The sequence below is a fragment of the Bacillus sp. 5B6 genome (assembly GCF_000259405.1).
Lineage (GTDB): Bacteria > Bacillota > Bacilli > Bacillales > Bacillaceae > Bacillus > Bacillus velezensis.
Window position 1 is genome coordinate 2,255,145 of sequence record NZ_AJST01000001.1, and the last position, 24,600, is coordinate 2,279,744.

The 24,600-nt window shown below is 44.5% G+C and carries 35 protein-coding genes, 1 tRNA gene and 1 riboswitch; of the genes, 12 read left to right on the top strand and 24 right to left on the bottom strand.

Going from position 1 to position 24,600, the window contains the following annotated elements; all coding sequences use genetic code 11:
* Positions 1-118: 118 nt before the first annotated feature.
* A riboswitch (glycine riboswitch) is annotated at positions 119-219 on the bottom strand.
* Between the two features lie 144 nt (positions 220-363).
* The 4 genes from MY7_RS10405 to sinR all read left to right on the top strand — a co-directional run bounded on the left by MY7_RS10405 (position 364) and on the right by sinR (position 3,569).
* Positions 364-2,034 carry a DEAD/DEAH box helicase gene (locus MY7_RS10405; RefSeq protein ID WP_029326078.1) on the top strand — a complete coding sequence of 557 codons (1,671 nt, stop codon included), beginning with the start codon at positions 364-366 and terminating at the stop codon, positions 2,032-2,034.
* 21 nt (positions 2,035-2,055) lie between these two features.
* Entirely contained in the window at positions 2,056-2,850 is a 795-nt protein-coding gene (locus MY7_RS10410) for a YqhG family protein (protein ID WP_007612541.1), read from the top strand.
* Positions 2,851-3,026: 176 nt separating this feature from the next.
* Positions 3,027-3,200 (top strand): anti-repressor SinI, encoded by a 174-nt coding sequence (gene sinI / locus MY7_RS10415; protein ID WP_007612543.1) that lies wholly within the window; start codon positions 3,027-3,029, stop codon positions 3,198-3,200.
* A 33-nt stretch (positions 3,201-3,233) separates the two neighbouring features.
* Positions 3,234-3,569, top strand: coding sequence for a transcriptional regulator SinR (gene sinR, locus MY7_RS10420; RefSeq protein WP_003153104.1), 336 nt, complete (start codon positions 3,234-3,236; stop codon positions 3,567-3,569).
* A 47-nt stretch (positions 3,570-3,616) separates the two neighbouring features.
* Here the strand turns inward: sinR and tasA are convergent, their stop codons facing one another.
* The 3 genes from tasA to tapA all read right to left on the bottom strand — a co-directional run bounded on the left by tasA (position 3,617) and on the right by tapA (position 5,694).
* Positions 3,617-4,402, bottom strand: a complete 786-nt coding sequence (gene tasA / locus MY7_RS10425; protein ID WP_007612547.1) for a biofilm matrix protein TasA — start codon at positions 4,400-4,402, stop codon at positions 3,617-3,619.
* Positions 4,403-4,466: 64 nt separating this feature from the next.
* On the bottom strand, positions 4,467-5,051 hold the full coding sequence (gene sipW / locus MY7_RS10430; protein ID WP_007612550.1) for a signal peptidase I SipW: 585 nt from the start codon (positions 5,049-5,051) through the stop codon (positions 4,467-4,469).
* Positions 5,023-5,694, bottom strand: coding sequence for an amyloid fiber anchoring/assembly protein TapA (gene tapA / locus MY7_RS10435; RefSeq protein ID WP_029326077.1), 672 nt, complete (start codon positions 5,692-5,694; stop codon positions 5,023-5,025). The genes sipW and tapA overlap by 29 nt, the downstream gene beginning before the upstream one ends.
* A gap of 258 nt (positions 5,695-5,952) precedes the next feature.
* On the opposite strand from tapA, the gene MY7_RS10440 reads away from it, so the two are divergent.
* Positions 5,953-6,282 carry a DUF3889 domain-containing protein gene (locus MY7_RS10440; protein ID WP_007612559.1) on the top strand — a complete coding sequence of 110 codons (330 nt, stop codon included), beginning with the start codon at positions 5,953-5,955 and terminating at the stop codon, positions 6,280-6,282.
* Between the two features lie 40 nt (positions 6,283-6,322).
* Here MY7_RS10440 and MY7_RS10445 read toward each other — a convergent pair whose 3' ends face one another.
* From MY7_RS10445 to MY7_RS10485, 9 genes are all read right to left on the bottom strand, one after another.
* Entirely contained in the window at positions 6,323-6,502 is a 180-nt protein-coding gene (locus MY7_RS10445) for a YqzE family protein (RefSeq protein ID WP_003153093.1), read from the bottom strand.
* A gap of 56 nt (positions 6,503-6,558) precedes the next feature.
* Positions 6,559-6,936 (bottom strand): competence type IV pilus minor pilin ComGG, encoded by a 378-nt coding sequence (gene comGG / locus MY7_RS10450; protein WP_007612567.1) that lies wholly within the window; start codon positions 6,934-6,936, stop codon positions 6,559-6,561.
* Positions 6,937-7,437 carry a competence type IV pilus minor pilin ComGF gene (comGF, locus tag MY7_RS10455; protein ID WP_238532234.1) on the bottom strand — a complete coding sequence of 167 codons (501 nt, stop codon included), beginning with the start codon at positions 7,435-7,437 and terminating at the stop codon, positions 6,937-6,939.
* A complete protein-coding gene (gene comGE / locus MY7_RS10460; RefSeq protein ID WP_029326075.1) occupies positions 7,346-7,660 on the bottom strand; it encodes a competence type IV pilus minor pilin ComGE in 315 nt (104 codons plus the stop codon). Before comGE ends, comGF begins: the two co-directional genes overlap by 92 nt.
* Positions 7,644-8,081 (bottom strand): competence type IV pilus minor pilin ComGD, encoded by a 438-nt coding sequence (gene comGD / locus MY7_RS10465; protein WP_007612572.1) that lies wholly within the window; start codon positions 8,079-8,081, stop codon positions 7,644-7,646. Before comGD ends, comGE begins: the two co-directional genes overlap by 17 nt.
* Entirely contained in the window at positions 8,071-8,379 is a 309-nt protein-coding gene (comGC, locus tag MY7_RS10470; protein ID WP_003153087.1) for a competence type IV pilus major pilin ComGC, read from the bottom strand. The genes comGD and comGC overlap by 11 nt, the downstream gene beginning before the upstream one ends.
* A gap of 4 nt (positions 8,380-8,383) precedes the next feature.
* Positions 8,384-9,421 carry a competence type IV pilus assembly protein ComGB gene (gene comGB, locus MY7_RS10475; RefSeq protein WP_029326074.1) on the bottom strand — a complete coding sequence of 346 codons (1,038 nt, stop codon included), beginning with the start codon at positions 9,419-9,421 and terminating at the stop codon, positions 8,384-8,386.
* Complete coding sequence (gene comGA, locus MY7_RS10480; RefSeq protein WP_007612574.1) at positions 9,408-10,478, bottom strand: competence type IV pilus ATPase ComGA; 1,071 nt, start codon at positions 10,476-10,478, stop codon at positions 9,408-9,410. Before comGA ends, comGB begins: the two co-directional genes overlap by 14 nt.
* A gap of 196 nt (positions 10,479-10,674) precedes the next feature.
* Positions 10,675-11,625, bottom strand: coding sequence for a magnesium transporter CorA family protein (locus tag MY7_RS10485; protein ID WP_007408319.1), 951 nt, complete (start codon positions 11,623-11,625; stop codon positions 10,675-10,677).
* A 145-nt stretch (positions 11,626-11,770) separates the two neighbouring features.
* On the opposite strand from MY7_RS10485, the gene MY7_RS10490 reads away from it, so the two are divergent.
* Entirely contained in the window at positions 11,771-13,072 is a 1,302-nt protein-coding gene (locus MY7_RS10490; protein WP_007612576.1) for a hemolysin family protein, read from the top strand.
* A 37-nt stretch (positions 13,073-13,109) separates the two neighbouring features.
* On the opposite strand, the gene MY7_RS10495 is transcribed toward MY7_RS10490, so the two are convergent.
* Positions 13,110-13,940: an STAS domain-containing protein gene (locus MY7_RS10495; RefSeq protein WP_029326073.1), complete on the bottom strand. Its 831-nt coding sequence runs from the start codon at positions 13,938-13,940 to the stop codon at positions 13,110-13,112.
* 71 nt (positions 13,941-14,011) lie between these two features.
* Between MY7_RS10495 and MY7_RS10500 the strand changes: the two genes are divergently transcribed.
* Positions 14,012-14,082: transfer RNA gene (locus tag MY7_RS10500), tRNA-Gln, on the top strand.
* A gap of 64 nt (positions 14,083-14,146) precedes the next feature.
* Here MY7_RS10500 and MY7_RS10505 read toward each other — a convergent pair.
* Positions 14,147-14,527 carry a Spx/MgsR family RNA polymerase-binding regulatory protein gene (locus tag MY7_RS10505; protein ID WP_003153079.1) on the bottom strand — a complete coding sequence of 127 codons (381 nt, stop codon included), beginning with the start codon at positions 14,525-14,527 and terminating at the stop codon, positions 14,147-14,149.
* Between the two features lie 236 nt (positions 14,528-14,763).
* Between MY7_RS10505 and MY7_RS10510 the strand changes: the two genes are divergently transcribed.
* Positions 14,764-15,009, top strand: a complete 246-nt coding sequence (locus MY7_RS10510) for a DUF2626 domain-containing protein (protein ID WP_003153078.1) — start codon at positions 14,764-14,766, stop codon at positions 15,007-15,009.
* Positions 15,010-15,048: 39 nt separating this feature from the next.
* On the opposite strand, the gene MY7_RS10515 is transcribed toward MY7_RS10510, so the two are convergent.
* Positions 15,049-15,687 carry an MBL fold metallo-hydrolase gene (locus MY7_RS10515; RefSeq protein WP_029326072.1) on the bottom strand — a complete coding sequence of 213 codons (639 nt, stop codon included), beginning with the start codon at positions 15,685-15,687 and terminating at the stop codon, positions 15,049-15,051.
* Positions 15,688-15,841: 154 nt separating this feature from the next.
* Between MY7_RS10515 and MY7_RS19230 the strand changes: the two genes are divergently transcribed.
* Positions 15,842-16,015 (top strand): DUF2759 domain-containing protein, encoded by a 174-nt coding sequence (locus MY7_RS19230; RefSeq protein ID WP_003153076.1) that lies wholly within the window; start codon positions 15,842-15,844, stop codon positions 16,013-16,015.
* 32 nt (positions 16,016-16,047) lie between these two features.
* Here the strand turns inward: MY7_RS19230 and MY7_RS10525 are convergent, their stop codons facing one another.
* The 5 genes from MY7_RS10525 to MY7_RS10545 all read right to left on the bottom strand — a co-directional run bounded on the left by MY7_RS10525 (position 16,048) and on the right by MY7_RS10545 (position 19,893).
* Positions 16,048-16,362, bottom strand: a complete 315-nt coding sequence (locus tag MY7_RS10525) for an MTH1187 family thiamine-binding protein (RefSeq protein WP_003153073.1) — start codon at positions 16,360-16,362, stop codon at positions 16,048-16,050.
* Positions 16,363-16,367: 5 nt separating this feature from the next.
* Positions 16,368-17,405 carry a hypothetical protein gene (locus tag MY7_RS10530; protein WP_007612583.1) on the bottom strand — a complete coding sequence of 346 codons (1,038 nt, stop codon included), beginning with the start codon at positions 17,403-17,405 and terminating at the stop codon, positions 16,368-16,370.
* Between the two features lie 72 nt (positions 17,406-17,477).
* Entirely contained in the window at positions 17,478-18,605 is a 1,128-nt protein-coding gene (locus tag MY7_RS10535; RefSeq protein ID WP_007612584.1) for a M14 family metallopeptidase, read from the bottom strand.
* Between the two features lie 81 nt (positions 18,606-18,686).
* Positions 18,687-19,649, bottom strand: coding sequence for a glucose kinase GlcK (gene glcK / locus MY7_RS10540; protein WP_007612585.1), 963 nt, complete (start codon positions 19,647-19,649; stop codon positions 18,687-18,689).
* Positions 19,650-19,683: 34 nt separating this feature from the next.
* Positions 19,684-19,893 carry a YqgQ family protein gene (locus MY7_RS10545; protein ID WP_007612586.1) on the bottom strand — a complete coding sequence of 70 codons (210 nt, stop codon included), beginning with the start codon at positions 19,891-19,893 and terminating at the stop codon, positions 19,684-19,686.
* Between the two features lie 197 nt (positions 19,894-20,090).
* On the opposite strand from MY7_RS10545, the gene nhaC reads away from it, so the two are divergent.
* Positions 20,091-21,455 carry a Na+/H+ antiporter NhaC gene (gene nhaC / locus MY7_RS10550; RefSeq protein WP_007612589.1) on the top strand — a complete coding sequence of 455 codons (1,365 nt, stop codon included), beginning with the start codon at positions 20,091-20,093 and terminating at the stop codon, positions 21,453-21,455.
* A 75-nt stretch (positions 21,456-21,530) separates the two neighbouring features.
* Here nhaC and MY7_RS19595 read toward each other — a convergent pair whose 3' ends face one another.
* The 3 genes from MY7_RS19595 to rpmG all read right to left on the bottom strand — a co-directional run bounded on the left by MY7_RS19595 (position 21,531) and on the right by rpmG (position 22,557).
* Entirely contained in the window at positions 21,531-21,704 is a 174-nt protein-coding gene (locus tag MY7_RS19595) for a hypothetical protein (protein ID WP_007408311.1), read from the bottom strand.
* A 70-nt stretch (positions 21,705-21,774) separates the two neighbouring features.
* On the bottom strand, positions 21,775-22,329 hold the full coding sequence (locus tag MY7_RS10555) for a 5-formyltetrahydrofolate cyclo-ligase (protein ID WP_029326071.1): 555 nt from the start codon (positions 22,327-22,329) through the stop codon (positions 21,775-21,777).
* Between the two features lie 78 nt (positions 22,330-22,407).
* On the bottom strand, positions 22,408-22,557 hold the full coding sequence (gene rpmG / locus MY7_RS19235) for a 50S ribosomal protein L33 (protein WP_003153056.1): 150 nt from the start codon (positions 22,555-22,557) through the stop codon (positions 22,408-22,410).
* Positions 22,558-22,903: 346 nt separating this feature from the next.
* Between rpmG and MY7_RS10560 the strand changes: the two genes are divergently transcribed.
* A complete protein-coding gene (locus MY7_RS10560) occupies positions 22,904-23,257 on the top strand; it encodes a hypothetical protein (RefSeq protein ID WP_003153047.1) in 354 nt (117 codons plus the stop codon).
* Positions 23,254-23,718 (top strand): endolytic transglycosylase MltG, encoded by a 465-nt coding sequence (locus MY7_RS10565; protein ID WP_007408308.1) that lies wholly within the window; start codon positions 23,254-23,256, stop codon positions 23,716-23,718. Before MY7_RS10560 ends, MY7_RS10565 begins: the two co-directional genes overlap by 4 nt.
* Before the next feature lie 98 nt (positions 23,719-23,816).
* On the opposite strand, the gene pstB is transcribed toward MY7_RS10565, so the two are convergent.
* On the bottom strand, positions 23,817-24,599 hold the full coding sequence (pstB, locus tag MY7_RS10570; protein WP_007612592.1) for a phosphate ABC transporter ATP-binding protein PstB: 783 nt from the start codon (positions 24,597-24,599) through the stop codon (positions 23,817-23,819).
* Between the last annotated feature and the right edge of the window lies 1 nt (position 24,600).

The window sequence follows — 24,600 nt, forward strand, 5'->3', positions numbered from 1 at the left end:
CCTCATGAAAATGAAGGTTTCTCTGTCCCGGCACCTGAAAGTTTACTTTATGAACATATCATAAAGACGTCCCCTTTGGTGGCCTGCTTCTTCTAAGTGCAGACACTCTCCAGAGTTGCGTCGAGCAAGAGTTCTTTTGCCTGAGAGATTCACTCCGCAGTTTGCTCCTTCGGCGCCCGGACGCCCATCTTTCGTCCGAGTCTCTCCCCTTGCTGTCATCCGCTCATATTTACCAATTTTATGGACATACTAATGCAATATCTTTTAGTGAAATCATTACTTATATCCTACCACCCTCACTTACGTCCGGCAACAAAAATTATGATAAATCAGTTTTTTAAAAGAAAGGCGGTTTTGTTACATATGACAGCAGAGATCATATTTGATGCAAACTGGCCGGGAGAGTTTTCTGAGCGGCTGAAAACGGACGGTCCCTGGTCAAATTGGGAGATGTACAAACTATCGGCTGAAGTCCAGCAGACCCTTGCCATTCCTGAATTTGAAGGATTGAGGGCTCCTTTATACCTTCCCGATTTCACTCCGCTTCCCCATCAGCTTGAGGTCGCGCAGAAAGTCGTTGAAAAAATGAACGGCAAGGCGATTTTAGCTGATGAAGTGGGGCTCGGAAAAACGGTGGAAGCGGGCCTGATTTTAAAAGAATACATGATTCGCGGGCTGGCCAAAAAAATCCTGATTCTTGTGCCGGCATCACTCGTTTCCCAGTGGGTGAAAGAGCTTCAGGAGAAGTTTTTAATACCCGCTGTTGAACAGAAGAAAAGCTATGTGTGGGAACAGTGCGATATCGTCGTTTCTTCTATTGATACGGCCAAACGCTCGCCTCACAAAGACATTGTCCTTTCTATTCCGTATGATCTCGTCATTATTGACGAGGCGCACAAGCTCAAAAACAGCAAAACGAAAAATTATGAATTTGCGAGAAGTCTTGTGAAGAAATACTGCCTGCTTCTGACGGCGACGCCGATTCAAAACCGGATCGAAGAAATCTTCAATTTAGTGTCACTGTTAAAGCCCGGCCATTTAGGAAACGAAAGCGGATTTCAAGAAACCTTCAATCGGAAGGACGGGATTGACGCTCATGAGCATTTGAAAGAGCTCGTCAATAAGGTGATGATCCGCAACACGCGGAGCGACACCGGCCTTACATGGACGAAGCGCCACGTGGAAACAGTGCCGATCACCTTTTCACCGACGGAACAGGCGCTTTACGATGACATCGTCGCACTGAAAAACGGCACGGAAAAGCCCGCAAGCGCATTTTCCATTATGACGCTGCAAAGAGAGTGCTGTTCAAGCAGGGAAGCTGTGTATATGACGCTTAAAAAAATGCTTGACCAAAAAGACAAACAAGCGCCCGCATTCGATGATCAGACAATCGCTAATTTAATGGACCGCATTAATCAAGTCACGCAAAACTCAAAAGCGATTCAAGTTGTTGACTTGATCCAAAAGATTAATGATAAAGTCATTATTTTCACTGAATACAGGGCGACACAGATTTACCTGCAATGGTTCCTTCAGCAGAACGGCATAAGCTCCGTTCCGTTCAGAGGCGGATTTAAACGCGGAAAAAAAGACTGGATGAAGGACCTCTTCCGCGGCAAAGTGCAGGTGCTGATCGCTACAGAAGCCGGAGGTGAAGGGATCAACCTGCAATTCTGCAACCATATTATCAATTATGACCTCCCCTGGAACCCGATGCGGCTTGAACAAAGAATCGGAAGGATTCACAGACTCGGTCAGGAAAGAGATGTCCATATCTACAATATGGCGACAAAACATACGGTGGAAGAGCATATCTTAAAACTTCTGTATGACAAAATTCATTTATTTGAAAATGTCGTCGGAGAATTAGATGACATTTTAACAAAAATCAAAGTGAGCAATTTTGAAGACCATTTGCATGATATTTTATGCCATTCGCTGACAGAGGAAGAAATGAGAATCAAAATGGACAATCTCACCTCTTTTCTGTCGTACGGTACGGACAAGCCCGCCAGAAAAAAAGGATCTTAATCTAAAAGGAGGAAGCGCGACATGAGACAGCAGGAGGTTCACGAATTTTTACTGCGATTTTTTGAAGCGAACCACTGTCCGATTACAGAACACGGGCCGGGTTTTATGACGGTTCAGTTGACGGTCGAGATGGACAAACAAATTATGAACCGCCCGTTTTATTGGCATTGGCGTGAAAAAACGGGCGGCGAACCGAACCCGATGAAGATTACGTTCATCACTGATAAAGAAACGGCTCCGGAGGATATGGACGGCGAATTTATTTACTTTGGAGCCCCGCGCCTCTTTCAAATCTTTCAAGCAGTTAAACAAAATGGGAGATTTACAAGAATATATGAGAAAATTGTATCAGCCGGAGCCAGAGTTCCGCTTCAGCCCTGGCTTGGATTAAATGTAGTGATTTCATACCAATCCGACATGAAAAAAGACAGACTTTTGTCTTTAGGCCTGCATCTTGTTTCTGGAACCATTATAGAAGGGTTTCAGCAGAAGCTTGCACCGCTTCCGCTGACCTCGCAAATATCAGACTATTGCTTTACCATATCGCCGATGATTAAGCCGGAAAGCGGGATTAAAAGGATGGAGCATTACTTAAAAGACGCTGCCGCCAAAGAGCCGTCAGCCTGGGCTGACAGCGCGATCGCCAGATGGAAAAAGGATCTCAGGCTGCTCGATCAGTTTTATGAGCAGACAGAGGAAAAACCTGAGGAATACCATTTGGAAAAACAAGCGCTGAAAGCCTTATATCAGCCGAAAATTCACATTCAGATCGAAAACGGCGGTTTATTTTTCCTGCAAAGTAATTTTTCTGGATAAGCGTTATCCATTCGACACCTTTCCCGTTTTTTCTGGAAATTCTATATTATAATAAAAGTATATAGAAAAAATTTCTGGCGTTTCGCATGCGATGAATCACTTCCAGACATGTAAAGATAAGGTCATGGGCGGATTGGCTGAAATACATAAACAAGTATTTTAGGAGGAGAAAATGCATGAAAAATGCAAAAATGGAATTTTCGCAATTAGATAAGGAATGGGTTGAGCTGATATTAGAAGCCCAAAAAGCAAATATCAGCCTAGAAGAAATACGCAAATACCTGCTTTCGAATAAAAAGTCTTCTCAACATATCCAGGCAGCCAGAAGTCATACCGTAAATCCTTTCTGAATGTGCTATAATATCACAAGGAAGGTGATGACATTGATTGGCCAGCGTATTAAACAATACCGAAAAGAAAAAGGCTACTCACTATCAGAACTAGCTGAAAAAGCTGGGGTAGCGAAGTCTTATTTAAGCTCAATAGAACGAAATTTACAGACGAACCCCTCCATTCAATTTCTCGAAAAAGTCTCCGCTGTTCTGGACGTCTCGGTTCATACTTTACTTGATGAAAAACATGAAACCGAATACGATGGTCAATTAGATAGTGAATGGGAGAAATTAGTTCGCGATGCAATGACATCCGGGGTATCAAAAAAACAATTTCGTGAATTTTTAGATTATCAAAAATGGAGAAAAGCGCAAAAAGAGGAGTAGTGCCGCCATATGTGCACAACTCCTCTTTTAACTGTCCGACTTTCGGATTAGTTTTTATCCTCACTGTGAGCCTTTTCATTTTCCTTGACGTAACCGTCTTTATCCGTATGATCTTTCGTAATGGTCAAGCCGTTCCATTGCGTTGCTTCAAAAGAGAATTGAAGAGAAATCGCATTGCCTTGGAACTTGTTTTGCACACTTAATCCGTCCGCAGTTTTAGCGGTCTCATTTTTAAATTGGATTTCCATTCTCACCTGGTCATAATCAGCAGGCGTTTTCGGAACTCCGTCGTACTCAGGAGCTGTTTTGCCGTTAATGGTTGCTACATTGACTTTTCCGCTCTCACTCAGGAATTTCGGATCAATGTGCTTGCTGATCGCTTCGGCAGCTGCTTTATCCTGTTTTGTTGACATTAAGTATAAGTCTTTCAGGCTGGCCGCCTTCAAAATGATATTTTTAGGATAGCCGTTGCCCCCTTCTTTACCGACTGTCAGAACCGTAATTTCAAACTGGCTGAGGAAATCCTCCGCAGATTCATTTCCTTTCTTTGCTCCTTTAAAGTCAGTAAAATTCAAAGCCATCAGCACTTCTTTAATGGCAAGTGAACCGTTGTTTCTGAATTCGAAATCTTTCGTCAATTTATCGCCTGGTTTTAAGTTTGACAAATTGACATTGGCTGATTGTTCTTTAGCCGATAAATCAAGTGTTCCTGACGCAAATGTAGCGTCTGTCGACTTCACATCATTAAATGCGGCCCATGTGCCTCCTCCTACTAATGCTAAACCGAGTGCGGCTGAGGCAACGCCCAAGCTTAATTTCTTTTTCATACCCATGTTTGTACTCTCCCCTTACTTTTTAGTTTTGTTATCAAATCCTGTCGCCAGGTTGCAACCGTATTCATGTGGAGATGGTTCCCTTTTTCGCATGTTCTTCCAGCGCTTTCGTTTTCCGCTCAATATCGCGGAGGGCGCTGACAATGACTGTTATGGAGTAAATCAAAAGCATGACGCCGGGAACGATTAACAGAATCGCCGTTCCGATCGGCTGGCTGGCCAAATGGATGACATATCCGGCATACGGAAGCTGATATCCCGTATACTGGGCCGCCACTTTTTCAGCTTGAACGGGTGCGGCATCCGGGGCGGCATTATGATCCCCTTTTGTCTCAAACAGCAGGTTCCCGTCCTTTTTTGTGATCCCGATTATTCTGTGTGTGACGGCTGTTCCGTCATCTTGCGTAAAGGTGATCACATCCCCTTTTTTTAAGTCATTCACGTCAGAAATTTTCTTTACCGATATGAGCGAACCCGTCTTAAATTCCGGGTCCATTGAACCCGACAGCACGGATTTCAGCGTGTAGCCGAAGATGGCCGGCTCACCCCCGGAAGCCCGGGTCGAAATCACCGTTAACGTCAGCACAATAATCAAACTGAAGATGACGGCATACAAAATATTACTGATCAGTTTCAGCGTTTTTTTCATGTTCTTCCCCGCTTTCTTTTACCGGCTCTGCCGGCTCTTTCTCCGTTTTCTTTAGGTCGGAAACGGTCGCCTGTTCCCGGCATTTGACGAGTTTCATTGGTTTTGACCACTCAAATTTTTCTTCGTCCGCCGGATACCCTTCAGGCTTGTAAACCTTGAATGCGTATATGCCCGGCTTCAAAGACCGCTTTGACTCAATTTTATAAATCGTTTTGCTTTTTTTATCAGTAATAAGCCCTTTATCCACAACATTGCCGTTTCGTAAAGGCTGCTGCTGAGAAGCGATTTTATGGAGCTCCCATTTCCAGTCAGAAACAGTCCGCTCTTTTCCCTTATTCTCTAGCTCGGCATAGAGCTGAAGCGGCGCACACACGGTGCCTGACGTATCAGTTTGATTTGTTATATGTAAATCACTTTGATCCCAGCGTTCGTCATAACGGCAATCGTCATCCGTATATTGAAAATCTCCGCACGTTTGAACCGGGAGACTGAAGCTTTTCACATCATTGAAGGAGGAACTTGTATCACCTGTGAACTGAGCACATATCGTCACGGACAGGCAAAAAATGAACGAAAGCCGTAAAAATAGCATCATCCGCCATCTCACCTTGCCCTTTTTTTCCATTCGCAACAATCGGAACATGCCTTACCCCCTGTAAAACTGTTAATAAATATGACAACCGTTCTCTTTAAAGAACTGCATGAACAAAGTATAATCAAGGATTATCGTCTTGAAAAATGTCAAAATCGGTCAAATTGTTCGTTTTTAAGAATGGTATCTTTCAAAAACATCGTTTTGCTTCAAATTACACACCTTTTTGGAATTTTTTCTAATAAAACGTGAGAAAATAACGAGGTGCTCAGAACAAAATGGAAAGTATATACAGCGAAAGGACGAAGAATGATGATCAAACAAAGTCTGATTTGCCTTTCTCTTCTTGTTTTCGGGGTTTCGGGAACAGCTCAGGCGGAAACGGTGCCTTATTATGCTGTTCACCATCAATCAAAATGGGAAAAGTTAGCAGAAAAAGAAACTAAAAAAAGATATCCGCTCGCCCAAACGTTATTTATTCAAAAGGTGTGGGATCGGAAAAGAACGGACGAAGCAGTCAAGCAATACCACTTGACATTGCGGGATGGCGCAAAAGAATTTGGCGTGTTTGTTACGATTTCTTTTAATCCCTACAGCCAAAAGGTAAATAAAATTGCCGTCATTGAGGAATACCAATAAGGCCCTCCTGTATCAGGAGGACCTTTCGTGTGATTCAACTTTATTTTTTCCGCTGCATCCACAGCTTAAAACTGTACGGCAATATTCCGAACCAGTGCTGAGAAGCCGGCACTTTCTTTTCTTTCCGCACTTCTTTTCGCTCTCTCCGTTCCTGTTTCGGCGTATCGAAATATTTAACGAATTGCTCAGTCATATATTTTACATAATCATTTGTTTTCACGGCTCTCACCTCATAGTGCTGTCTTTACTATGAAGTGTTGTCCCGCCGCCTCTTTTTTATACTTCCGTCCATTGAATCAGCTGTTTCTTCTTCTGATCGAACAAAAGGTGAGCCTCCCGTCTCGTGCCTGTCGTGGTTTCCGCCTGAATTGTAACCTGAACCGTTTCCCGGCGATCACTCCCGTTGATGTGAAAAGAAACGGTGCCATACGGAAAACGCTGTGTACCAGTTCGGGCCTTTTGTCCCTGTGTCATATGACGGCTTGACAGCAGTGCGCCGTTTTGGAGCAGGTTCTCTCCGATCCAGTACTCCCCGGCCTCTTTTTCAAATGTTTTTCGGGTGATGAAATCAGATGAAGTATAGCTGATGACAAGTAAAACTGCGGCAGAAACAAACAGAACCGCGGGATATATAAAACCGTCAGATTTGTACATTTAATCACCTTTCAAAGAGCTGTAAACCGGAATGACCGCCTGATTCTTTTTACCTGCAACGCTTGAGATCTCTAATAAGATCAGGCCGTTTTTCACATCAGCCATTAATGATGCCGCGTTTTGCAGGATCGGCACGTGGCCTTTTCCGTTTACTCTTTTCCTTATCATCTTATGATAAATTTCAAAACGCACTTCTTCGCCTCCTGTTTTTCGGCATGCTAACGCCCGTCCGCCGTCCGCCGGCTTCACAGTCTCAGCCTGTTTACATTCGTTCATGATCTGCTGAACGGCAATTTGATGCTCCCGGCTGTCTAATCCGCCGTTATCGGCCCGGTTTGATAAAAACAGATGTAAAATCGGGCCCAGGGTTCCTGATAGGAAAAGACAGACTGCTAAGGAGAACAAAACATTAAGAAGCGTAAAGCCGGTCTGTTTTGAGAATACTGAGGCACATTTCTTTTTCACCGCGGTCAGCCGCACACACTTTGTAATACTCACCATCCTCCTTCCACTTCACATCGGGAGACGGCGGCTTTTTTCCGGTCATCATATAAGTGCTGATATGTTTCTGAAGAAGCTGGTACGCTTCCTGGCGATCTTCTATTTTCAGACCATCTGTCAGCATGTCCGTCCAGACCGGAATGATAGACGTCATAAGGAACAGCCAAATGGCCATTGCTGATAGTGTTTCAATAGTAGAGAACCCCTTATTTCCGTTTAGCATGGACATTTCCGCTCCCTAAGTAAACTGTTATCTCATAGGTGAACCCGGCGCTCTTCAATTGAATCTTTCCTCCCGAATTCGGATGGCCTTTTTCGTTAAATTCAAGGCTCTCCGGTAAAGTCACAAGTGTAATATGAAGCGAATCAAAAGAACGCTCGACAATCCTTCCGCCTGACTGCAGTTTGTATTTATGCTCTTTTGGAAGAAAAGTGATTTTTGTTCTTTTATGTTCTGCGATAGCCGTTTCCTGAGCAAGCTGAATATCTTTTTGGAGCTGTTCTGTTTTTTGCCGCACGGCAAGGTGGGTGCAGACCGGCGGAACCGTCGTGAACAAAACCGTCAGCAGGACGGACGCCAGGCTTAACACAATCAGGCTTTCAAGAAGGGTAAACCCATTTTCTGTCCGCCTGTTATTGTTCAACTGTAACTTCTCCGCCACTAATTAAGATCTGTTTACCATTCGGGCAGGCTGTATTCTTTTTGATATACCCCTCTGATTGTAAATCGTTCATATCCGGCATTTTACCTTCATGATCGATTTCGTACGCCGTCACTTGGGCTTTCACCATATTCTGCAGTCCTTCACAGCCTTTATGCTGAATGCTTTGATTATGTTTTGTAACGTTAGGAATGGTAATTAAAAGCAGAATGGAAACGATAAATAAAACAATCAGCATTTCAATTAAAGTAAATCCATCTTGATTTTTCAGACGAAGCACTCCCTTACATTTGGTTCATCATCTGGTACATCGGCATCAGCATTGACATGTAGACAATTAAAATCATACCGGCCACAACACCATAAATGACAGGCTGGAGAATGCCGGTATACTTCGCCGCGTTTTGTTCAAGACGCTCCATCATAAACTGGCTGTACGTATAAAGTTCGCGGTGAAGCCGGCCGTTTGCCTGTCCGTGGCTGACTGCAGCCGCAAGGTCTTTTTCATAACACGGATGCCCGGAAAGAGCGGATTCTATGGTTTCTCCGGCTTTCAGACGTGTAATGAGCATCTCTGCTTCTTCACGATAAAAAGGCAGAAAAGATTGTTCTTTAAAAGCTGTTAAGCTGTCATAGATAGAAAGGCCAGATTTCAGAAGACTGCTGAGCTGTAAAGAGAAAAAGTAGCTGTTAAAAAGAACGGCCGCTTTCCCTAAGAGGGGTATTTTTACAACAATGAGCATTTTATCTTGCGGGGATTTTTTCTTACATAAGAACCAAACGTACAAAAACAAGCAGAAAGCGGCGGACAGCGCAAGTGCGCAGGCTTCATGAAAATGCCGAAAAAACGCAAAGATGAAAGCAGTCGCACCGGATGTATTCATATTCATTGATTGATAAATCCCAGAAAACTGCGGAATAATTAAACTTTGCAGGATATAAAACATGACACAGACGGAAGATATTAAAAACATCGGATACCGGAGCATTTTTTTGATTTGATTCGTCTGTATGAGCTTTCTCTGTAACAAGTCGCCGCTTTGTTTCATCGCCCCCGGCAATTCTCCGTGTTTCTCTGCGAAATAGCAGATAGAGACGGCTTCTTTATGAAAAGACAGTGCCTCAAGCACTTGGTAAAACGCATCACCTTCCCTCAGCCGGCGGATTCCGTCCGTCAGCTCTGCAAGCTGACGTTTATGCAGCTGGAGTTTCAGCAGTCTGAGCCCTTCAATAAGACTGTATCCTTTTTCCGTCATTTCACCGAGCCTTTTCAAAAAAGCTGCTTGATCCTTCAACGGCCAGGTTCGTTTAATCCGCTTCATGATACACCCACCGATCGTAATTGTCGGTCGTGACATAGCCGAGCGCGATTCCTTTTCTGATCAGCCTGCGGAGCGTCTGATATTGAAAATTGGCGTGCTCTCCCTTTGCTTCCTGAAAGCATTGGGTGAGGTTTTTCCCGTAGAGCAGTTCATAAATGCCCGCACGGCGTGTCTCCCTGTACATCCGGCAGTACACGGAACAGTTTTCCTCTTTGCAGAACGGACATGTTAAATCAACCAGACGCTGAGCGGCAATAGCAATGACGGTTTGTTCAATTTCTGTCATATTCACGCCGAACTCCAGCAGCCTGTATATGGCGCCCTTAGCATCTCTTGTATGCAGGCTTGAAAGAACGAGGTGTCCCGTCATGGCCGCGCGGACTGCGATTTCAGCCGTCTCGGCATCCCTGATTTCCCCTAAGATGATCATATCGGGATCATGTCTTAAAATCGCTTTTAAACCGGCGGAATATGTGACTCCGGCTTTTTCATTCACCTGAACTTGCAGCACATCCTCATCTCTTGTTTCTACGGGGTCTTCAAGCGTGACAATACGCCGGTTGAAATGCCTTTTTGCATAGTTGACAAGAGAGTAAAGAGTGGTCGTTTTTCCAGATCCGGTGGGGCCGGTAAACAGAAGCAGGCCGTGCGAATGCTTCAGAAAGGACAATAATGCGGCGCCCGCCCCCCGAAATAAGGACAATTTATCCAGAGGGGGAATCTGCCGCTTAGGCAAAAGCCTGATGACAAGACTTTCATCATTCATTGTCGGCAAGGTTGACATTCTCAAATGAACGGTTTCCGTCGGAAGCGGCAGAGACAATGACCCGTTTTGCGGCTTACGTCTTTCTCCTATATCCATAGCCGATAAAAACTTAAAATGAGAAATAAGCCTTACGCATTCCTCTTTTTTTAAGACTCTTTTTTTCACAAGAGCATGGCCGATGCGAAAATGAATGAAAGCATCCTTTTCTCTCGGCACAATGTGTATATCTGAAGCCCTTGCCGTATAGGCCTCATTTATGATGTTCCTGCTGTATGTTTCAATATTTTTCACAAGACTTCCCTCCTTCCGCACGTATTGTAAATCAGATACACAAAAGCCGGCAAAGGAGAGATTATGCATTTTACAGTGTGTAAAACGTAAAAAAATAAAAAATAAGCCCCCTGACTTTGATTTACCGAATGAAATCGGGAACCATTCGGCCATTTTCAGCCAGCCATCAAAAAAAGCAGGCGTTTGCCTGCTCTTCTTAGCGTTTCTTTTCTTTCCGCAAATATTTTTTTTGATGCTCCCTCAAAATGTCCCCTGTCCAGCCTTTCTGCCGCAGATAAATATAAATCAGCAGGGTTGATACAATAATGAGCACGATGGAACAAATATACGCATATTTCCAATGAAGCTCCGGCATGTTATCAAAGTTCATCCCCCAGAGAGCACCAAGCGCCGTCATCGGTGTAAAGAGAGTTGTAAAGATCGTCAAGGCTTTCACAATTTCATTTCCTCTTTGGGAGGTAATGACTTCCTCGGCGTGCAGCAGATTGCTCAATTCCTGATCAAACTCATTGATATATGTAATTCCTCTTTCCATCTTTTGATGAGCTCTGAGGTAATCTTTCTGCCTGTCATTTTTCGGAAGAAAAGCTTCTTTTAAAGCCATTTCCACTTTTTTAGCCCCCAGTGTAAGGCCTTTCCAAATGAACAGCTCATGGCGCAGTTTATGCACATTTTCCAAGATTCCTTTGCTGTTGTCATCATGAATCTGCCATTTCAGCGTCCGCTGCTTGACTTCAAATTCATCCAGTCCGATCAGATAGGAATTCATCAGCTCTCCCAGCAGAACAAAAAAGCCTTCAATCGGATTTTCACAGGTTTGAATCTGCTGTGTGGCATGCTTTTCTTTTACACCGCGCAGCAGCGAAAAATCAAAATTAATTGTAAAAAAGAAGTCTCTTGTAATATAAAAGTGAAATACGGTATGGTTTTTTTCATCATCTAATCCTTGATGATAGATTAAAGAACCGAAAACCGCTTCATTATTCTGATCATTTGTATCTGAGCGCAGAAAGTTTATATGATTTTCATGTTCAAACCACTTTTCGCATTGCGGCCAGTGATTGTGATGGATCATTTTTTTCGCTTCCGTTTTTTCATGCGGACCGAGCTGGTACCACAGCCAGTCCGCTCCCGAATGTACCTTCATCTCTTGTCATCCTCCAGTATCGCTTTCTTGTTTTATTACCGTAAATGAAGCAGGCTAAACCAGGTTCGATGTTTGAGCAGCTTTCTACAGTGGTATTATTCCGAAAAAAGGGAGGTGCAAGCCTTCCTTCGCGGAAGGCGTTACATTGTATATCATCAAACTATCTGCCATCGTACTATTTATTTTATTAACGGCGTGTTTTGTCGCCATAGAGTTTTCAATCGTTAAAGCAAGGCGCTCCCGCATTAATCAGCTCATTGAGGAAGATGTAAAGGGAGCAAAAGCAGCCAAGCATGTCATTACACACCTCGATGAATATTTATCGGCGTGCCAATTGGGCATCACCGTCACCGCTTTGGGAATCGGCTGGCTGGGTGAACCGACAGTCAAAGCAATGCTTCAGCCGTTATTTTTAAAGACCGGAGTTCACGAAGCGGTTGCCCAAGTACTGTCATTGATCATCGCCTTTCTGCTGGTTACATATGTGAATGTCGTTATCGGCGAACTCGCCCCGAAAAGTTTTGCTATCCAAAAAGCCGAGCGGATTACACTTTTGTCTGCCAGACCGATGATTTTGTTTTATAAGTTAATGTTTCCGTTCATCTGGCTGCTCAATCATTCCGCCCGCCTGATTACAGCCATGTTCGGCTTGAAGCCTGCTTCCGAACATGAAATGGCTTATACGGAAGAGGAATTGCGGGTGCTCCTTGCCGAAAGCTATCGAAGCGGCATGATCAAAAAAAGCGAGCTGCATTACGTAAATAACATTTTTACATTTGATAAGCGCACTGCCAAAGAAATTATGGTGCCCCGGAATGAAATGGTGAGCCTGCCGTTAGACAGCGGATCAGGACATATGCTCCGGGACATTATCAAAACAAATAAATATACCCGGTATCCCGTAGTAAAAGGAGATAAAGATCATGTAGTCGGCATCATCAATATAAAAGAAGTTTTATTCAGATTCCTGTCAGAAGGAGCGGCGTTTACAAAACACGAACTAAGCCCTTACATCCAGCCGGCGATCCATGTGATTGAGACGATTCCGATTTATCAATTATTCGTTAAAATGCAGCGGGAACACGCCCATATGGCCATTCTCATTGATGAGTACGGCGGAACCGCGGGATTAGTAACGGCGGAAGATATCATTGAAGAGATCGTCGGCGAAATCCGCGACGAATTTGATACGGACGAAACACCTTCCGTTCAAAAGCTTGGGGAGAACCGCTATCTCCTGAACGCCAAATTGCTGATCAGTGACGTCAATGATGTACTCGGAACAGAGATTACGGCTGATCAAGTCGATACACTCGGGGGCTGGTTTCTTACTCAGCATATTGACGCGAAGCCCGGGAGCACCATTGATTTTGAAGGCTACACATTTACGGTAAAAGAAATCGACAGCCATCATATCATTACGATTGAAGCTGACAAAGCTGAATAGCTGAGGGAGAAATCCCTCCCGGCCATTCAGCTTTTTATCATCTTAATGATTCTTTTACGATAAATCCGTTTTTTGCCAGTGCTTTCGCCAGACTCTGCTCCGTTTTCACCTGAGAAAAATCGATGCCGAGCTTCACGACGGTCTGCGCGATTTCCGGCCTGATGCCTGAGATTGTCGTTTCTATGCCAATAAGTTTTGTGCTGTCAATCACTTTAAAAATCTGATAAGCGACCATCGTATCCACAATCGGCACACCTGATATATCTAAAAATAAATAAGAAAGACGGAGTGAAGAACATTGATCAAGCACCGATTCCAAAATCATTTTTGCCCGGTAGGTGTCAATTTCGCCGACGAGCGGCAAAATTCCAATACCGTCGGCAATCGGCATAATCGGCGCGCTTAGTTCGTTAATCATTTCTTTTTGGGCGTTTAATTGTGTAACCGTCACTTTATAATATTCCTCTGTAAATACTTCAATCATATGGTCAATTGCTTTGTTCAGCTTCTCTCCCCAATGGAATACCGCATTCGCCCCAGGCTTCTCAGACATCGTTTCACAGCATGTCTGTATGCGGTTCCAGACCAATCTCCGGAATTCTTTAAAGCTCGTGACGCTTTCATAGACCGGTACTTCATGGACGGCCCGGTCCCTTGCGAACTGAAGCGCCCACTTTGTCAGCTCCTCTTCCCCGCCGTCTTTTTCCGATAAAATGCCGGCAACGATTTCAATTAACAGACGGTGCTGCATTTCCGCTTTCTGATCATCTGAAGGCCGCCCCGATTTTGGTATGAGCAGCCACTGGCGTGTGATTTCACCTGATTCTTCAATTAAGGTTCGAGATAATGTTTCATTTAAATGTTTCACGGGTCTCCTCCATTCAAATTCCTTTGTATGTATAAATCGGCGCTGGACGCACATACTGTAATTACATCCGATGGGCTATAGCCAAGCGGTAAGGCAATGGACTTTGACTCCGTGATCGTTGGTTCGAATCCAGCTAGCCCAGTCCCGCAACCGCAAAAAACGAAGATTAGCTGATAAATTTTGATCAGCGGATCTTCGTTTTTCTCTTATGATACAGATTGATGTACCGTTTTTTTCTTCGTCAGCTTCATCAGTTCTCCTGGATTGTATCCGATAACGAGCTTATTGCGATCGATCAGAATCGGACGCCGCAGCAGTTTCGGCTTCTCAGTCAAAAGCTTCAGCACTTCATTTACAGTCATTTCTTCAATGTTCAGGTTGAGATTTTTAAATGTTTGGCTTCTCGTCGCCAATATTTCATCAATTCCTTCGGTCGTTAATGATAGGATCTGCTTCAATTCATCAATTGTCGGTGTCTCCCTGAATAGATGGCGCTCTTGAAAGTCAACATTGTGGGCTTTTAACCAATGTTTCGTTTTTCGGCATGATGTGCAGCTCGGGTATGAATAAAAAATAAGTTCTTTCATTTTTAAAAATTCCTCCCTCGGATAATCCGTCTCTTTGTTAACATAAGTACCCTGAACTTTTTTTCATTAAACATATTTTAAAAAGATTTTTCGGATCTTTTTCAGAGAGCGGCATAAGATATAAAACACAGGGAAAGACATAAATTCCACAATAAATATAATCATGAAAATGTTTACATTTTGAGTGCCGATCTATTATAATAAACTTCAGATAGACTCTCGGGAGGGGATAAGGAATGAATCGCATGTTCCGGGTGTTAGGATTTTGGACGGGGATATTTGCAGTCATGTTTTTTTTAGGGGGCATGAAAGACGCTTCTCTTTTGTTTTTTGGACAGACGATCTTTTTCGTATTTCTTTCTTATTTGAATCTGACTGAGCGGATGTATATTTATATTTTCGGAGCTTACTTAACCGTATTTTTCGCCGGATTTACATATTACTCTATTTTTATTATGACACCGGGCGGCGGAACCCACTGACAGAAAAAGACAGACCGATTATGGTCTGTCTTTTTTCATTTACAGTGAAAAACCATTGATAAACGGGTTTCTCTCCTGCTCTGTCTGGATATCCGTTTCCGGCCCGTGCCCGCTTAATACAAGTGTATGTCCGGGAAGCGTGAGCAGTTTTTGATGAATGGAATCAAGCAATACGTCCTGACTTCCGCCGTGTAAATCAGTTCGGCCGATGCCTCCCTGAAAAAGCACATCACCTGAAATCACCAGATCAGCATCCTTCACATAATAAGAAACGCTTCCCGGTGAATGTCCCGGCGTAAACAATGTCTCCAAATGGAAAGGTCCGATGTCCAATATGCCGTCGCCTTCAATCAGCCGTTCGGCGGACCGTGCCGTTACAGCGATGCCCCGCAATATGCCTGATCCGTTTAAGGAAGAGTCCTCCAGCCACTTTTCTTCATTTTTGTGAAGATATACGGGAACATCCCATCTGTCTCTTACTTCATCAAGCGCGCCGATATGGTCAAAATGAGCGTGCGTCAGTAAGATGGCCAGCGGCTTCAGATTGTTTTCTTTTATGTAATTGTTGATTTTGTCCGCTTCCCCGCCCGGATCAAAAATAAGACAGGACTGATCCTCACTGACAAGAAAATACGCGTTTGCCTGAATCGGACCGGCCGGCATTCGTCTCCATTTCACTTTCATCACCTCTTTATGTATATGCCCTTATTATGAAGGTTTTCTGCGGAAGATTCAATGAATGCGTCCGGGAAAACGCTATCGACAAACAAAATGAAAACGGTTAAAATGAAATGGAAAGATTTTCAGGTTCCAATGACAAAGGAGGAGCATGATGTTACTTGTTGTAATCTTCGGCCTTGTCGCATTATTAGCTGTATTAGGAGTCCTGCGGGCTGTCAGACAGAGAAATATCCTGGGATTTTTGTTAGCCGCCGCCACGCTGGGCGTGTTTGGCTGGTTTACCGTAATGACCGTTGTAACTAGCGGCTATCCGACTGCACATTAAAAGCCTGTATCCAATGGATACAGGCTTATTTTTTATTGCTGCAAATGTTTGCTGACACTTTTGATTTTGCTCTCCAGCGTCGTTTCTTTATCACGTCTGTCATCAATGCGGATATTTGTCGCCACTCTGTGCAGCCCTTTTTGGAACGGGGCTTCGTGAATGTCCTGAATGACTGCGAATAAGTCGCTCAGCTCACCTTCAATCAAAGTGTTCATCGGCGTGAGCTGAAATTTGATTTTGCCGGCAGCTTTGTAACCCTCCAAAATGTTTTGCACATCCGCTACATACTCACTGACGCTCGGTGTTTTTGTTCCGATCGGAATGATTGTCACATCTGCAATTGCCATTTGGTTCAAACTCCTTTTTCATTTGTTATGATTGGTTCTGTCATGCCTGTTTTCAGTGAAATCAGACGGTCATACGTAAAGCCGTATAAAGCGTATTCCCCGTTCGGAGAGATCTGAATCGGCTCCATTTCCGTGTTTTTGAGCACCGTCCGCTCCCGTTCATCTCCTAAGTCAAAGCTGATCAGATTGTAAGAGCGGCCTTCAGGCTTGAATATGTAAAACCGCTTGTGTGTCTGATCGTAATCATATTCCATCGGCGCAAAGCTCTTATACTTTTCTTGGAGAGGAAATCGGTGTGTCACGGATGCCGGCTTTTGGAAAAGGAACTCGCCGTCTCCGTCCGATTGCTCCGTTTGTCTGACGGCAATCGCCATGCCCGGGCGGGAATCGGCCCAGATGACGTGATGAAGCACTCTTTTTTCTTTTTTTGTCTGCAAGTCATAAGAATATAAAGGACCCTCTTCCTCCGTTTTTCCTTGCTTGATATATTGGAATTCATCAGTTGAGGTCCAATGGACAAAAGGGGCCTGAACGGGACTCTTTTTTAAAATGCCGTTGTTCATATCGGCCGTATAGGCTGTGAAGTCCCATGTTTCAGTAAAAACGGTAATCATCAGTTGATACGGGTCATACGGATTCCAAGCCGTCTCCAGCTCATAAGAGTTAAAGGCTTTGTGATAAAGTCTTTTCCCCTGCTTGTTCATAAGCACAAGCTCAGTCTGACCGCTGCTTGTCACCTGTACGAGAATCAGCTGTTTTTTCCGGCTGATCTTTACATTGACAATATTGCCCTTTGTTTCATAGAGCCGTTCGGATTTTCCGCTGAAAAGATCATATTTCATCAGCTGATGATGTGCTGTATACAGGATCGTTCTGTTATCCAGCCATCCTTCCGTTTTCTCCGCTTCCTTTTTACTGAGCGGAACGATTTTCTGTTCTGCCGATTTTGCCGAAACGCCTGTGTCTTGCTGCTGATGAGATGGTTCACAGGCCGCTAAACACAGAACGAATGCGGACAGCAGAACACAAACCAAGTATCTCACCAGCCTTCCCTCCATTCTTTTCTATTGTCCCATATTTGTTTATGTAAACAAATGAGAAATTTCACAGATGTCTCAAAAAACAAGCGACCTCCACAAAATACCTTCCGTCGCTTGATAAATATCAGCAAACTGATGAAAAGGCAAAGGGTTTTTTCCCTTCCCGAGCTCAATGGTATAGCCCTCTTTTCCATACTGCTGTATAAACCAATCCCTAAAACCGGCATGGCTGTCAATGGTTTTAACGCCTTGATAGCGGTTTCCGCTTATCGCTTCAAACTCCCGAATCATCTGGGATGATTGCTCCGGTTCACATCCTTCGTATCCCCAATAAATCTCTTCTCCCTGCGTATGAAGCGCGATCAGCCTGTCAGGCGGCTGTTCCGTTATCAGCCGGTGCATCGCCTGCGCCTCCGGTTCAGTAAGCGGCGCCGTCCCCGGAAAATCACGGTATGAAGGGGCTTTCGGTTTGCGCCTCTGTTCAATATCCCAATTGGATGGGAAATGTTTATTTAAATCCACACCGTTTATATTCGCCTTCCATTCGCGGAAATCCGGGCGGTGCTCATTTAATTGATTAAGAAATTCATTTTTTTCTGATAAATCTTCACATCCGTAAAGTACGAGATCAACCCCGTCGGGATTTACGAGCGGAACGAATGACAATGATGTCCGGCTGAATATATCAAGCGCAGAGTGCCCGAAAACGGTTTTATTTTCGCATAATGCCGCGCAATATTCTTTACACCATTTAAGCGCGACCGAGGTGGTGATCCATTCATTGGCATGAAATGAGGCGTTTACATGGACTTTTCTTTCAGCCGTATCCGCACCTATTTTCAGCTCATATAGCGGCTTTCCCAATACGGAACTGCCGATTTTACGGCACGTGACAAACGGAAAGACATCCGTTATTTTCTCAATTTCTTCATAAACCGATTGGGAGCCGTACACCTTTTCTTCATTCAACCATTGATCAGCGGAAAGAATCCTTTCACAGTGCCGGATGTATTGCGAAAGCCCGCTCAGCGTCTCAAGCGGCGGACCCTCTGACTGCCCGCTCACGGCAAAGCCGGGACAAAACAATTCATCACTTCCCGCCGTTTTGTCAGCGGCTTTCAATAGTTTTTCATCAATTGAAAGTATTTTTGCAATATCTTTCATATGCTGTTTCAATTCAGGTTTGACACGAATTCCCGCCATGTTCATCCCCCTTTTTAAAAACTATATGACAGGGGAGATAAAAAAAGAAAGCCGCCCGCGATATGGGCAGGCAGACTTTCTTCAGCAGTTTTGATGTTTGAGCCATTCATTTTTGGCAATCCACGCACCGCCGATGACTCCGGCGTCATTTCCAAGTGCCGCAATCGAAATATCGGCCGCTTCCGCAGAACGCGGGAACGCGGTGATTTTGAAAGTCTCTTCCACTTTTGACCGCAGGATTTCGCCCGCTTTAGATACGCCTCCGCCGAGCACGATTTTCGTCGGGTTCATGGCGCTTGCCAGATTTCCGAGCACGAGGCCTAAATGTTTTGCGACATAATCGACGACTTCAAGCGCTGTCTTATCCTGCTGTTTAGCCGCTTCGAACACGTCACGTGCCGTCAGATCATCCACTTGTAAGAGCGAAGAGTCGGAAACCGCCGCAAGCTTTTCTTTCGCGATGCGGACGATGCCTGTTGCGGACGCAATCGTTTCGATGCAGCCGGATTTTCCGCAGTTGCACGGAGCTCCTCCTTCCGGAATACTGCAAATATGACCGATTTCTCCGCCGGCCCCGTTTTTACCGTGGACGATTTCTCCGTTGACGATGATGCCTCCGCCGACTCCGGTTCCGAGCGTCACTAAAATGACATCTTTGGCCCCGTCACCTGCACCCTTCCACATTTCTCCGAGCGCCGCGATATTGGCATCGTTTTCAATGACGGCCGGAATACCCGTTTCCGCCTCGAGATGGTCTTTCAGCGGATAGTTTTTCCACCCCATATTTGTCGTCTCATAGACCATTCCCGTCACCATTTCCACAGGGCCGGGCGCTCCCATTCCGATCCATTTTACGATCCGTTTCGGCTTGTTCAGTTCTTCCAGCTTCTGATCAAGCGCTTTGGCGATCGTGACCGTAATTGTGTTTCCTGATTTATCAGTCGGAACTTCCCATTTATGCTGAATTTCACCGTACATGTTGATGAAGGCCAGCTTGATGGTTGTCCCGCCAAGATCAATCCCCGCAAACCATGTATCTTCCATAATAATCTCCTTTTCTTATTAAAATCCTGCTTTGTTATCTGCCTTTGATCCGCTCCGATTCTCTCTGAAGAACACCGGCGGCTTTTTGCCATAATTCTCTTTCAATCACGTTTGACAAGTACATTTCCTTTAATTCATCTTTCATAAAGTCAATTTCGGCTTGTCTGTCACCGAAATAAACGATATGTCCGAATGACTTAAACAGCTGCTGCACGTCATAAAATGAATTCATCTGCTTCACCATTTCTATTCTTCTTAATATAAGCGTATTTCATCACTGTTCCGGGCGTCAAGCAAAAAACGATTGGAGAAAATATCCTTGTGCCATTTTCATAAATTGTATATTCATAATTGTAAAAAAACACTCGTTTATGCGTTTTTCTGTTACAATACTTTCGTGCCCAAAAGCACAAAAGGATTAAAGTTTGATGGGGTGTTGTTTTGAAACAAGAAAAAAGGCTGACGTTCATCTCAGCCATCAGTTTATTTGTCTTGATGTTAGCAGTCATTATTTCCTGCCTGTTTTTCTTTCATACAGAGCCGCATATGCCGCTGTTCTTTTGCGTCATTATTCTGTCTCTGGCAGGTTTGTGGCTCGGTTTCTCGTGGGAGAGTCTTGAAAAAGGAATTGTCAGCGGACTAAAAAACGGTGTGCAGCCGATTATCGTGCTCGCTTTGATCGGTATGCTGATCGGCGCCTGGATGTACAGCGGCGCCATTCCCACCGTCACCGTTTACGCTTTGTCAATTATACAGCCGAGTCAGCTGCTTTTGACCGCATTATTTTCCTGCATGATTATCAGCACGCTTGTCGGCTCAAGTCTGACAACTGTCAGTACAATCGGCGTCGCGCTGTTAGGGGTAGCAAGCGCGGCGGGAGTTCCGCTCGAATGGACGGCGGGAGCAGTCATTTGCGGGGCTTGTTTCGGTGATAAAATGTCACCGATGTCCGACACGACGAATTTTGCCGCCGGAATCGGCGAAATTCCGATTTTTAAGCATATTCGCCATATGATGGGCACTACCGTTCCGGCACTGCTGATCACGATTGTTCTTTTTTATATTCTCGGTTCATCGGTTTCAATAAATGCCGCTTCAACGCAAAATATTGAGGCTGTCATTTCCGGAATGAAAGAGGCCGTGCACGTTACGCCTTGGTCGCTTCTTTCACCTCTGTTGGTGATCATTTTAGCTGTGAGACGGGTTTCCGTGATTCCGGTGCTTACCGCCGGTATTATTTCCGCAGGGCTTCTGACTGCTGTTTTTATTCCTGACAGCAGCATTCAAGGATTTATATCCGCCCTGCAAAGCGGGACGGCGTTTAAAACCGGCGACCAGGCTGTGGCCAGCATTATCAACAGAGGCGGACTCCAATCGATGATGGGATCAGTCTCTCTGATCATGATCGCCTTTGCGCTCGGCGGCCTGATGGAAAAAACGGGCCTGATCGCGGCGCTGCTTCAAGGATTGATAAAAGGCGTGCATACGAAAGGACGTCTTGTCATGGCGACCGTCTTCTCAAGTATAGGCGTAAACCTTGCGACAGGTGAGCAGTACTTGTCGATTTTAATTCCGGGTCAATCTTATAAACCTTTATATGACAGGCTCAGCATTAAGCGGATTCACCTTGCGCGGTCGCTTGAGGACGGCGGAACATTGATCAACCCGCTGATTCCCTGGGGAGTAAGCGGCGCTTTTATGGCAAGTGCATTAGGGGTTTCCGTCATCGACTACCTGCCGTTTACCTTTTTTCTGTACATTTCTCCTATGATCTCAATTCTGCTCGGTTTCCTGAAAAAAAGCTGACAATACGAGAAAACCTGCCGTTTTTTACCGGCAGGTTTTCTTATGCAAAAAATCCCGCTGAAAAACGGGATTTGTTTAAAATGCCTGCTGAATGAATTTGTTTCTGATAAACGGTATTTTTAAAAAGAAATGAATGAATGACCGTCTGATCCCCGGCTGGCTGAGCACGCTGTTCATAAGACGGTAGCGGTTTTGGTAAACGGCTAAAACAGATACGGCGCATAATGAGTAGATCAACAATTTTTTCATCTTATCCCTCCTGCCCCTATCGTTTGTCAAACAGCGAGAATTATTCCGGTGCAAGAAGTTTTTTATGCGATTAAGCGATGGTTTCAGATTCAGTCACGATCATATCGACCGGAATATCGTGGGGCATGCGGGGAATGCGGTCTGTCAGCTGGCAGTCAAAGAGAAGCGACACGGTACGGCCTTTATAACCGGAGAGGTACCGATCATAATATCCTCCGCCGTATCCGATTCTGAAGCCTTCCCGGTCAAAAGCCACGCCGGGCACAATCACAAGGTCAATGTCATTTTGGGCGGCTTTTTCCGTCAGGCTCTCGATCGGTTCACTGAGACCCGCATATACGGTTTCCAGCTGATCATACGCAGAAAATGTACGGAACTCCATCGCTCCCGTCTGCGGAAAGCATTTTGGGATACAGACTTGTTTTTTCTCTTTCCAGGCCTGTTCAATAATCGGCCGTGTCGGAATTTCCAGGCGTGTCGAGATGGTAACGGCGATCACGCGGGCCTGTTTCCATTCTTTTAAAGAAAACAGCGTTTCACGCATGCTGTGGCATTTTTTCTCCCATTCACTTTCTGTCATGTCAGAAAGCTTTGCTTTTATATCGGTTCTGATTTGTGCTTTCACGTTTCTCAAACCTCCCTGAAAGACAAAAAAGCCAGAACTTTATTGAAAGCTCCAGCTTTTTCCGCTGTTTTAAACAGCTTATTTTGTTTCACGGTGTAACGTAGATTTTTTATCACGTGGGCAATATTTTTTAAATTCAACGCGGTCCGGATTGTTGCGTTTGTTCTTTTTAGAAATATAGTTACGCTCACCACATTCAGTGCAAGCCAAAGTAATATTAACGCGCATTATTTTCCCTCCAAACTAAATATCATTTACTTATTCAGACTTATATATAATACCACTATAATGGACGGAATGCTAGAGTGATTTACATGAAATGTTGTTTAAGTGCAGAAAACATCAGTTTACGCTTCTGATCCTCTGAATGAGCTTGCGTCAGATGAAGGGAAAATATGACGAAACAGGACAAAAAAGGGCTTTCTGATGCGAAATCTATAGAGAAATAACCGTTTGCTCCCCGAATAAAAAAGATTTCCCGACAAAATTCCGTTTTTTTCTCTATTTCCTTTAGAATGGCGGCGTTTTATGGTATAAAAAAGAAGGGCAAATTAATAATAGAAGGTGATGAAACGTGGAAATTGCTATTATTGCGTTGTTTATCGTCAGTATAGCGCTTATTGCATTCTCATATTCTCAAAGAGATCCGATGAAAGATGTAGAACAGGAGCTTGAAACGCTTCAGCTTTCCGCCATGCAGGAAATTTACAAGCTGAAAAAGAAAATGACGGTGCTTGAAGAAGAATTGCTGGAAACCAACCTCGTGATCCGCAAAGCCAAAAGCAGCGGCATTAATCAAAAAATCGCCAAACAAATCATTTCAAAATATAACAACGGAATGTCTGCGGAAGCCATCGCAAAAGCGGAGCACGTGTCTGTCGAGGACGTCAATACCATTATTAAAGATAATGAGAAGGTGCTCGTATGACAAAACGGGGCATTCAGGCTTTTGCAGCAGGCATGATTTTAGCGACGGCCGTCCTCGCCGCTGTCTTCTACTTGACTGACCATGACCAGGCAGCCGCCGTTAAAACCGAAAAAACAGCATTGACAGAAAAAGAAGTAAACAGCTACCTCGACGATCAGCAAAAAGTCTCCGTCAACCGGGATGACTATCAAAAACTGCTTGATTCTAAAGAAAAATCGTTAAACAACGACCAAAACACAGACGCCAAAAAGAAAAAAGTAACATACAAACTGACGATTAAAGACGGAATGAGCACTGCTGATGTGTCATCCATTCTTGAAAAAGAAGGGATTATTCCTTCAGCGAAGGACTTTAATGATTACGTCATTGACGCAGGCTACCATAAAGAAATCCGCGCCGGCCATTTCAAAGTCGACTCAGATATGAGCTTTAAAAAAATCGTCAAAACATTAACCCGCTAAAAAAGCTTGCAGGCATCGTCCATTCAGATGGATACGGCCGGCAGGCTTTTTTAATAGACAGTATAAAACGGACCCGGTCAATGGCCGGGCCCGTTTTTTCATCCGAATTTTCCGGTGATGTAATCATGTGTTTTTTGATGATCCGGCTGAGAAAATATTTTGCCCGTATCCCCCCACTCTACCAGTTCGCCCATATAGAAAAACGCGGTTTGATCAGAGACCCTCGCAGCCTGCTGCATGTTGTGCGTCACAATGACGATTGTATACTTTTCTTTCAATTTCAAAATCAGCTCTTCTATTTTCCGCGTGGACACGGGATCAAGAGCAGACGTCGGTTCATCCATCAGAAGGACGTCCGGTTTTGTAGCGAGCGCCCTTGCGATGCACAGCCGCTGCTGCTGACCGCCTGACAGTGAAAGCGCCTGCTGGTGAAGGCGGTCTTTCACTTCATCCCAGAGCGCAGCTGCCTTTAAAGATTCCTCGGCGATTTCAAGCAGTTTCTTTTTATTTTTTTCGCCGTGAATTCTCGGACCGTACACGACATTCTCAAATATCGACTGGGGAAACGGATTGCCTTTTTGAAACACCATACCGATCTGTTTTCTTAACTCTGCCGCATCCGTCTTTTCTTTCAGCAGATTGCGCCCGTTATAGATCATGTCGCCTGTCACTTTGACATTCGGGGCCATTTGCAGCATTAAGTTTAATGTTTTAATAAAAGTGGATTTCCCGCAGCCGGACGGACCGATGATCGCAGTTACCTTCCGCTCCTCAAAACCGATCGTAATGTCTTTTAAAGCCTGATGGGCTCCGTACCATACGTTCATGCCGTGAATATCAAATAAATTCTGTGTGTGCACCGCTTCCTTCACAAGGCTCACA

What these genes read in the sequence shown, in the direction of transcription:
- MY7_RS10405 (WP_029326078.1), top strand. Translation starts at nt 364, where the DNA reads ATGACAGCAGAGATCATATTTGATGCAAACTGGCCGGGAGAGTTTTCT.
- MY7_RS10410 (WP_007612541.1), top strand. Translation starts at nt 2,056, where the DNA reads ATGAGACAGCAGGAGGTTCACGAATTTTTACTGCGATTTTTTGAAGCG.
- sinI (WP_007612543.1), top strand. Translation starts at nt 3,027, where the DNA reads ATGAAAAATGCAAAAATGGAATTTTCGCAATTAGATAAGGAATGGGTT.
- tasA (WP_007612547.1), bottom strand. Translation starts at nt 4,402, where the DNA reads ATGGGTATGAAAAAGAAATTAAGCTTGGGCGTTGCCTCAGCCGCACTC.
- sipW (WP_007612550.1), bottom strand. Translation starts at nt 5,051, where the DNA reads ATGAAAAAAACGCTGAAACTGATCAGTAATATTTTGTATGCCGTCATC.
- tapA (WP_029326077.1), bottom strand. Translation starts at nt 5,694, where the DNA reads ATGTTCCGATTGTTGCGAATGGAAAAAAAGGGCAAGGTGAGATGGCGG.
- MY7_RS10440 (WP_007612559.1), top strand. Translation starts at nt 5,953, where the DNA reads ATGATGATCAAACAAAGTCTGATTTGCCTTTCTCTTCTTGTTTTCGGG.
- comGG (WP_007612567.1), bottom strand. Translation starts at nt 6,936, where the DNA reads ATGTACAAATCTGACGGTTTTATATATCCCGCGGTTCTGTTTGTTTCT.
- comGF (WP_238532234.1), bottom strand. Translation starts at nt 7,437, where the DNA reads ATGGTGAGTATTACAAAGTGTGTGCGGCTGACCGCGGTGAAAAAGAAA.
- comGE (WP_029326075.1), bottom strand. Translation starts at nt 7,660, where the DNA reads ATGCTAAACGGAAATAAGGGGTTCTCTACTATTGAAACACTATCAGCA.
- comGB (WP_029326074.1), bottom strand. Translation starts at nt 9,421, where the DNA reads ATGAAGCGGATTAAACGAACCTGGCCGTTGAAGGATCAAGCAGCTTTT.
- MY7_RS10485 (WP_007408319.1), bottom strand. Translation starts at nt 11,625, where the DNA reads ATGAAGGTACATTCGGGAGCGGACTGGCTGTGGTACCAGCTCGGTCCG.
- MY7_RS10505 (WP_003153079.1), bottom strand. Translation starts at nt 14,527, where the DNA reads ATGAAAGAACTTATTTTTTATTCATACCCGAGCTGCACATCATGCCGA.
- MY7_RS10510 (WP_003153078.1), top strand. Translation starts at nt 14,764, where the DNA reads ATGAATCGCATGTTCCGGGTGTTAGGATTTTGGACGGGGATATTTGCA.
- MY7_RS19230 (WP_003153076.1), top strand. Translation starts at nt 15,842, where the DNA reads ATGTTACTTGTTGTAATCTTCGGCCTTGTCGCATTATTAGCTGTATTA.
- MY7_RS10525 (WP_003153073.1), bottom strand. Translation starts at nt 16,362, where the DNA reads ATGGCAATTGCAGATGTGACAATCATTCCGATCGGAACAAAAACACCG.
- MY7_RS10535 (WP_007612584.1), bottom strand. Translation starts at nt 18,605, where the DNA reads ATGGCGGGAATTCGTGTCAAACCTGAATTGAAACAGCATATGAAAGAT.
- glcK (WP_007612585.1), bottom strand. Translation starts at nt 19,649, where the DNA reads ATGGAAGATACATGGTTTGCGGGGATTGATCTTGGCGGGACAACCATC.
- MY7_RS10545 (WP_007612586.1), bottom strand. Translation starts at nt 19,893, where the DNA reads ATGGTGAAGCAGATGAATTCATTTTATGACGTGCAGCAGCTGTTTAAG.
- MY7_RS19595 (WP_007408311.1), bottom strand. Translation starts at nt 21,704, where the DNA reads ATGAAAAAATTGTTGATCTACTCATTATGCGCCGTATCTGTTTTAGCC.
- rpmG (WP_003153056.1), bottom strand. Translation starts at nt 22,557, where the DNA reads ATGCGCGTTAATATTACTTTGGCTTGCACTGAATGTGGTGAGCGTAAC.
- MY7_RS10565 (WP_007408308.1), top strand. Translation starts at nt 23,254, where the DNA reads ATGACAAAACGGGGCATTCAGGCTTTTGCAGCAGGCATGATTTTAGCG.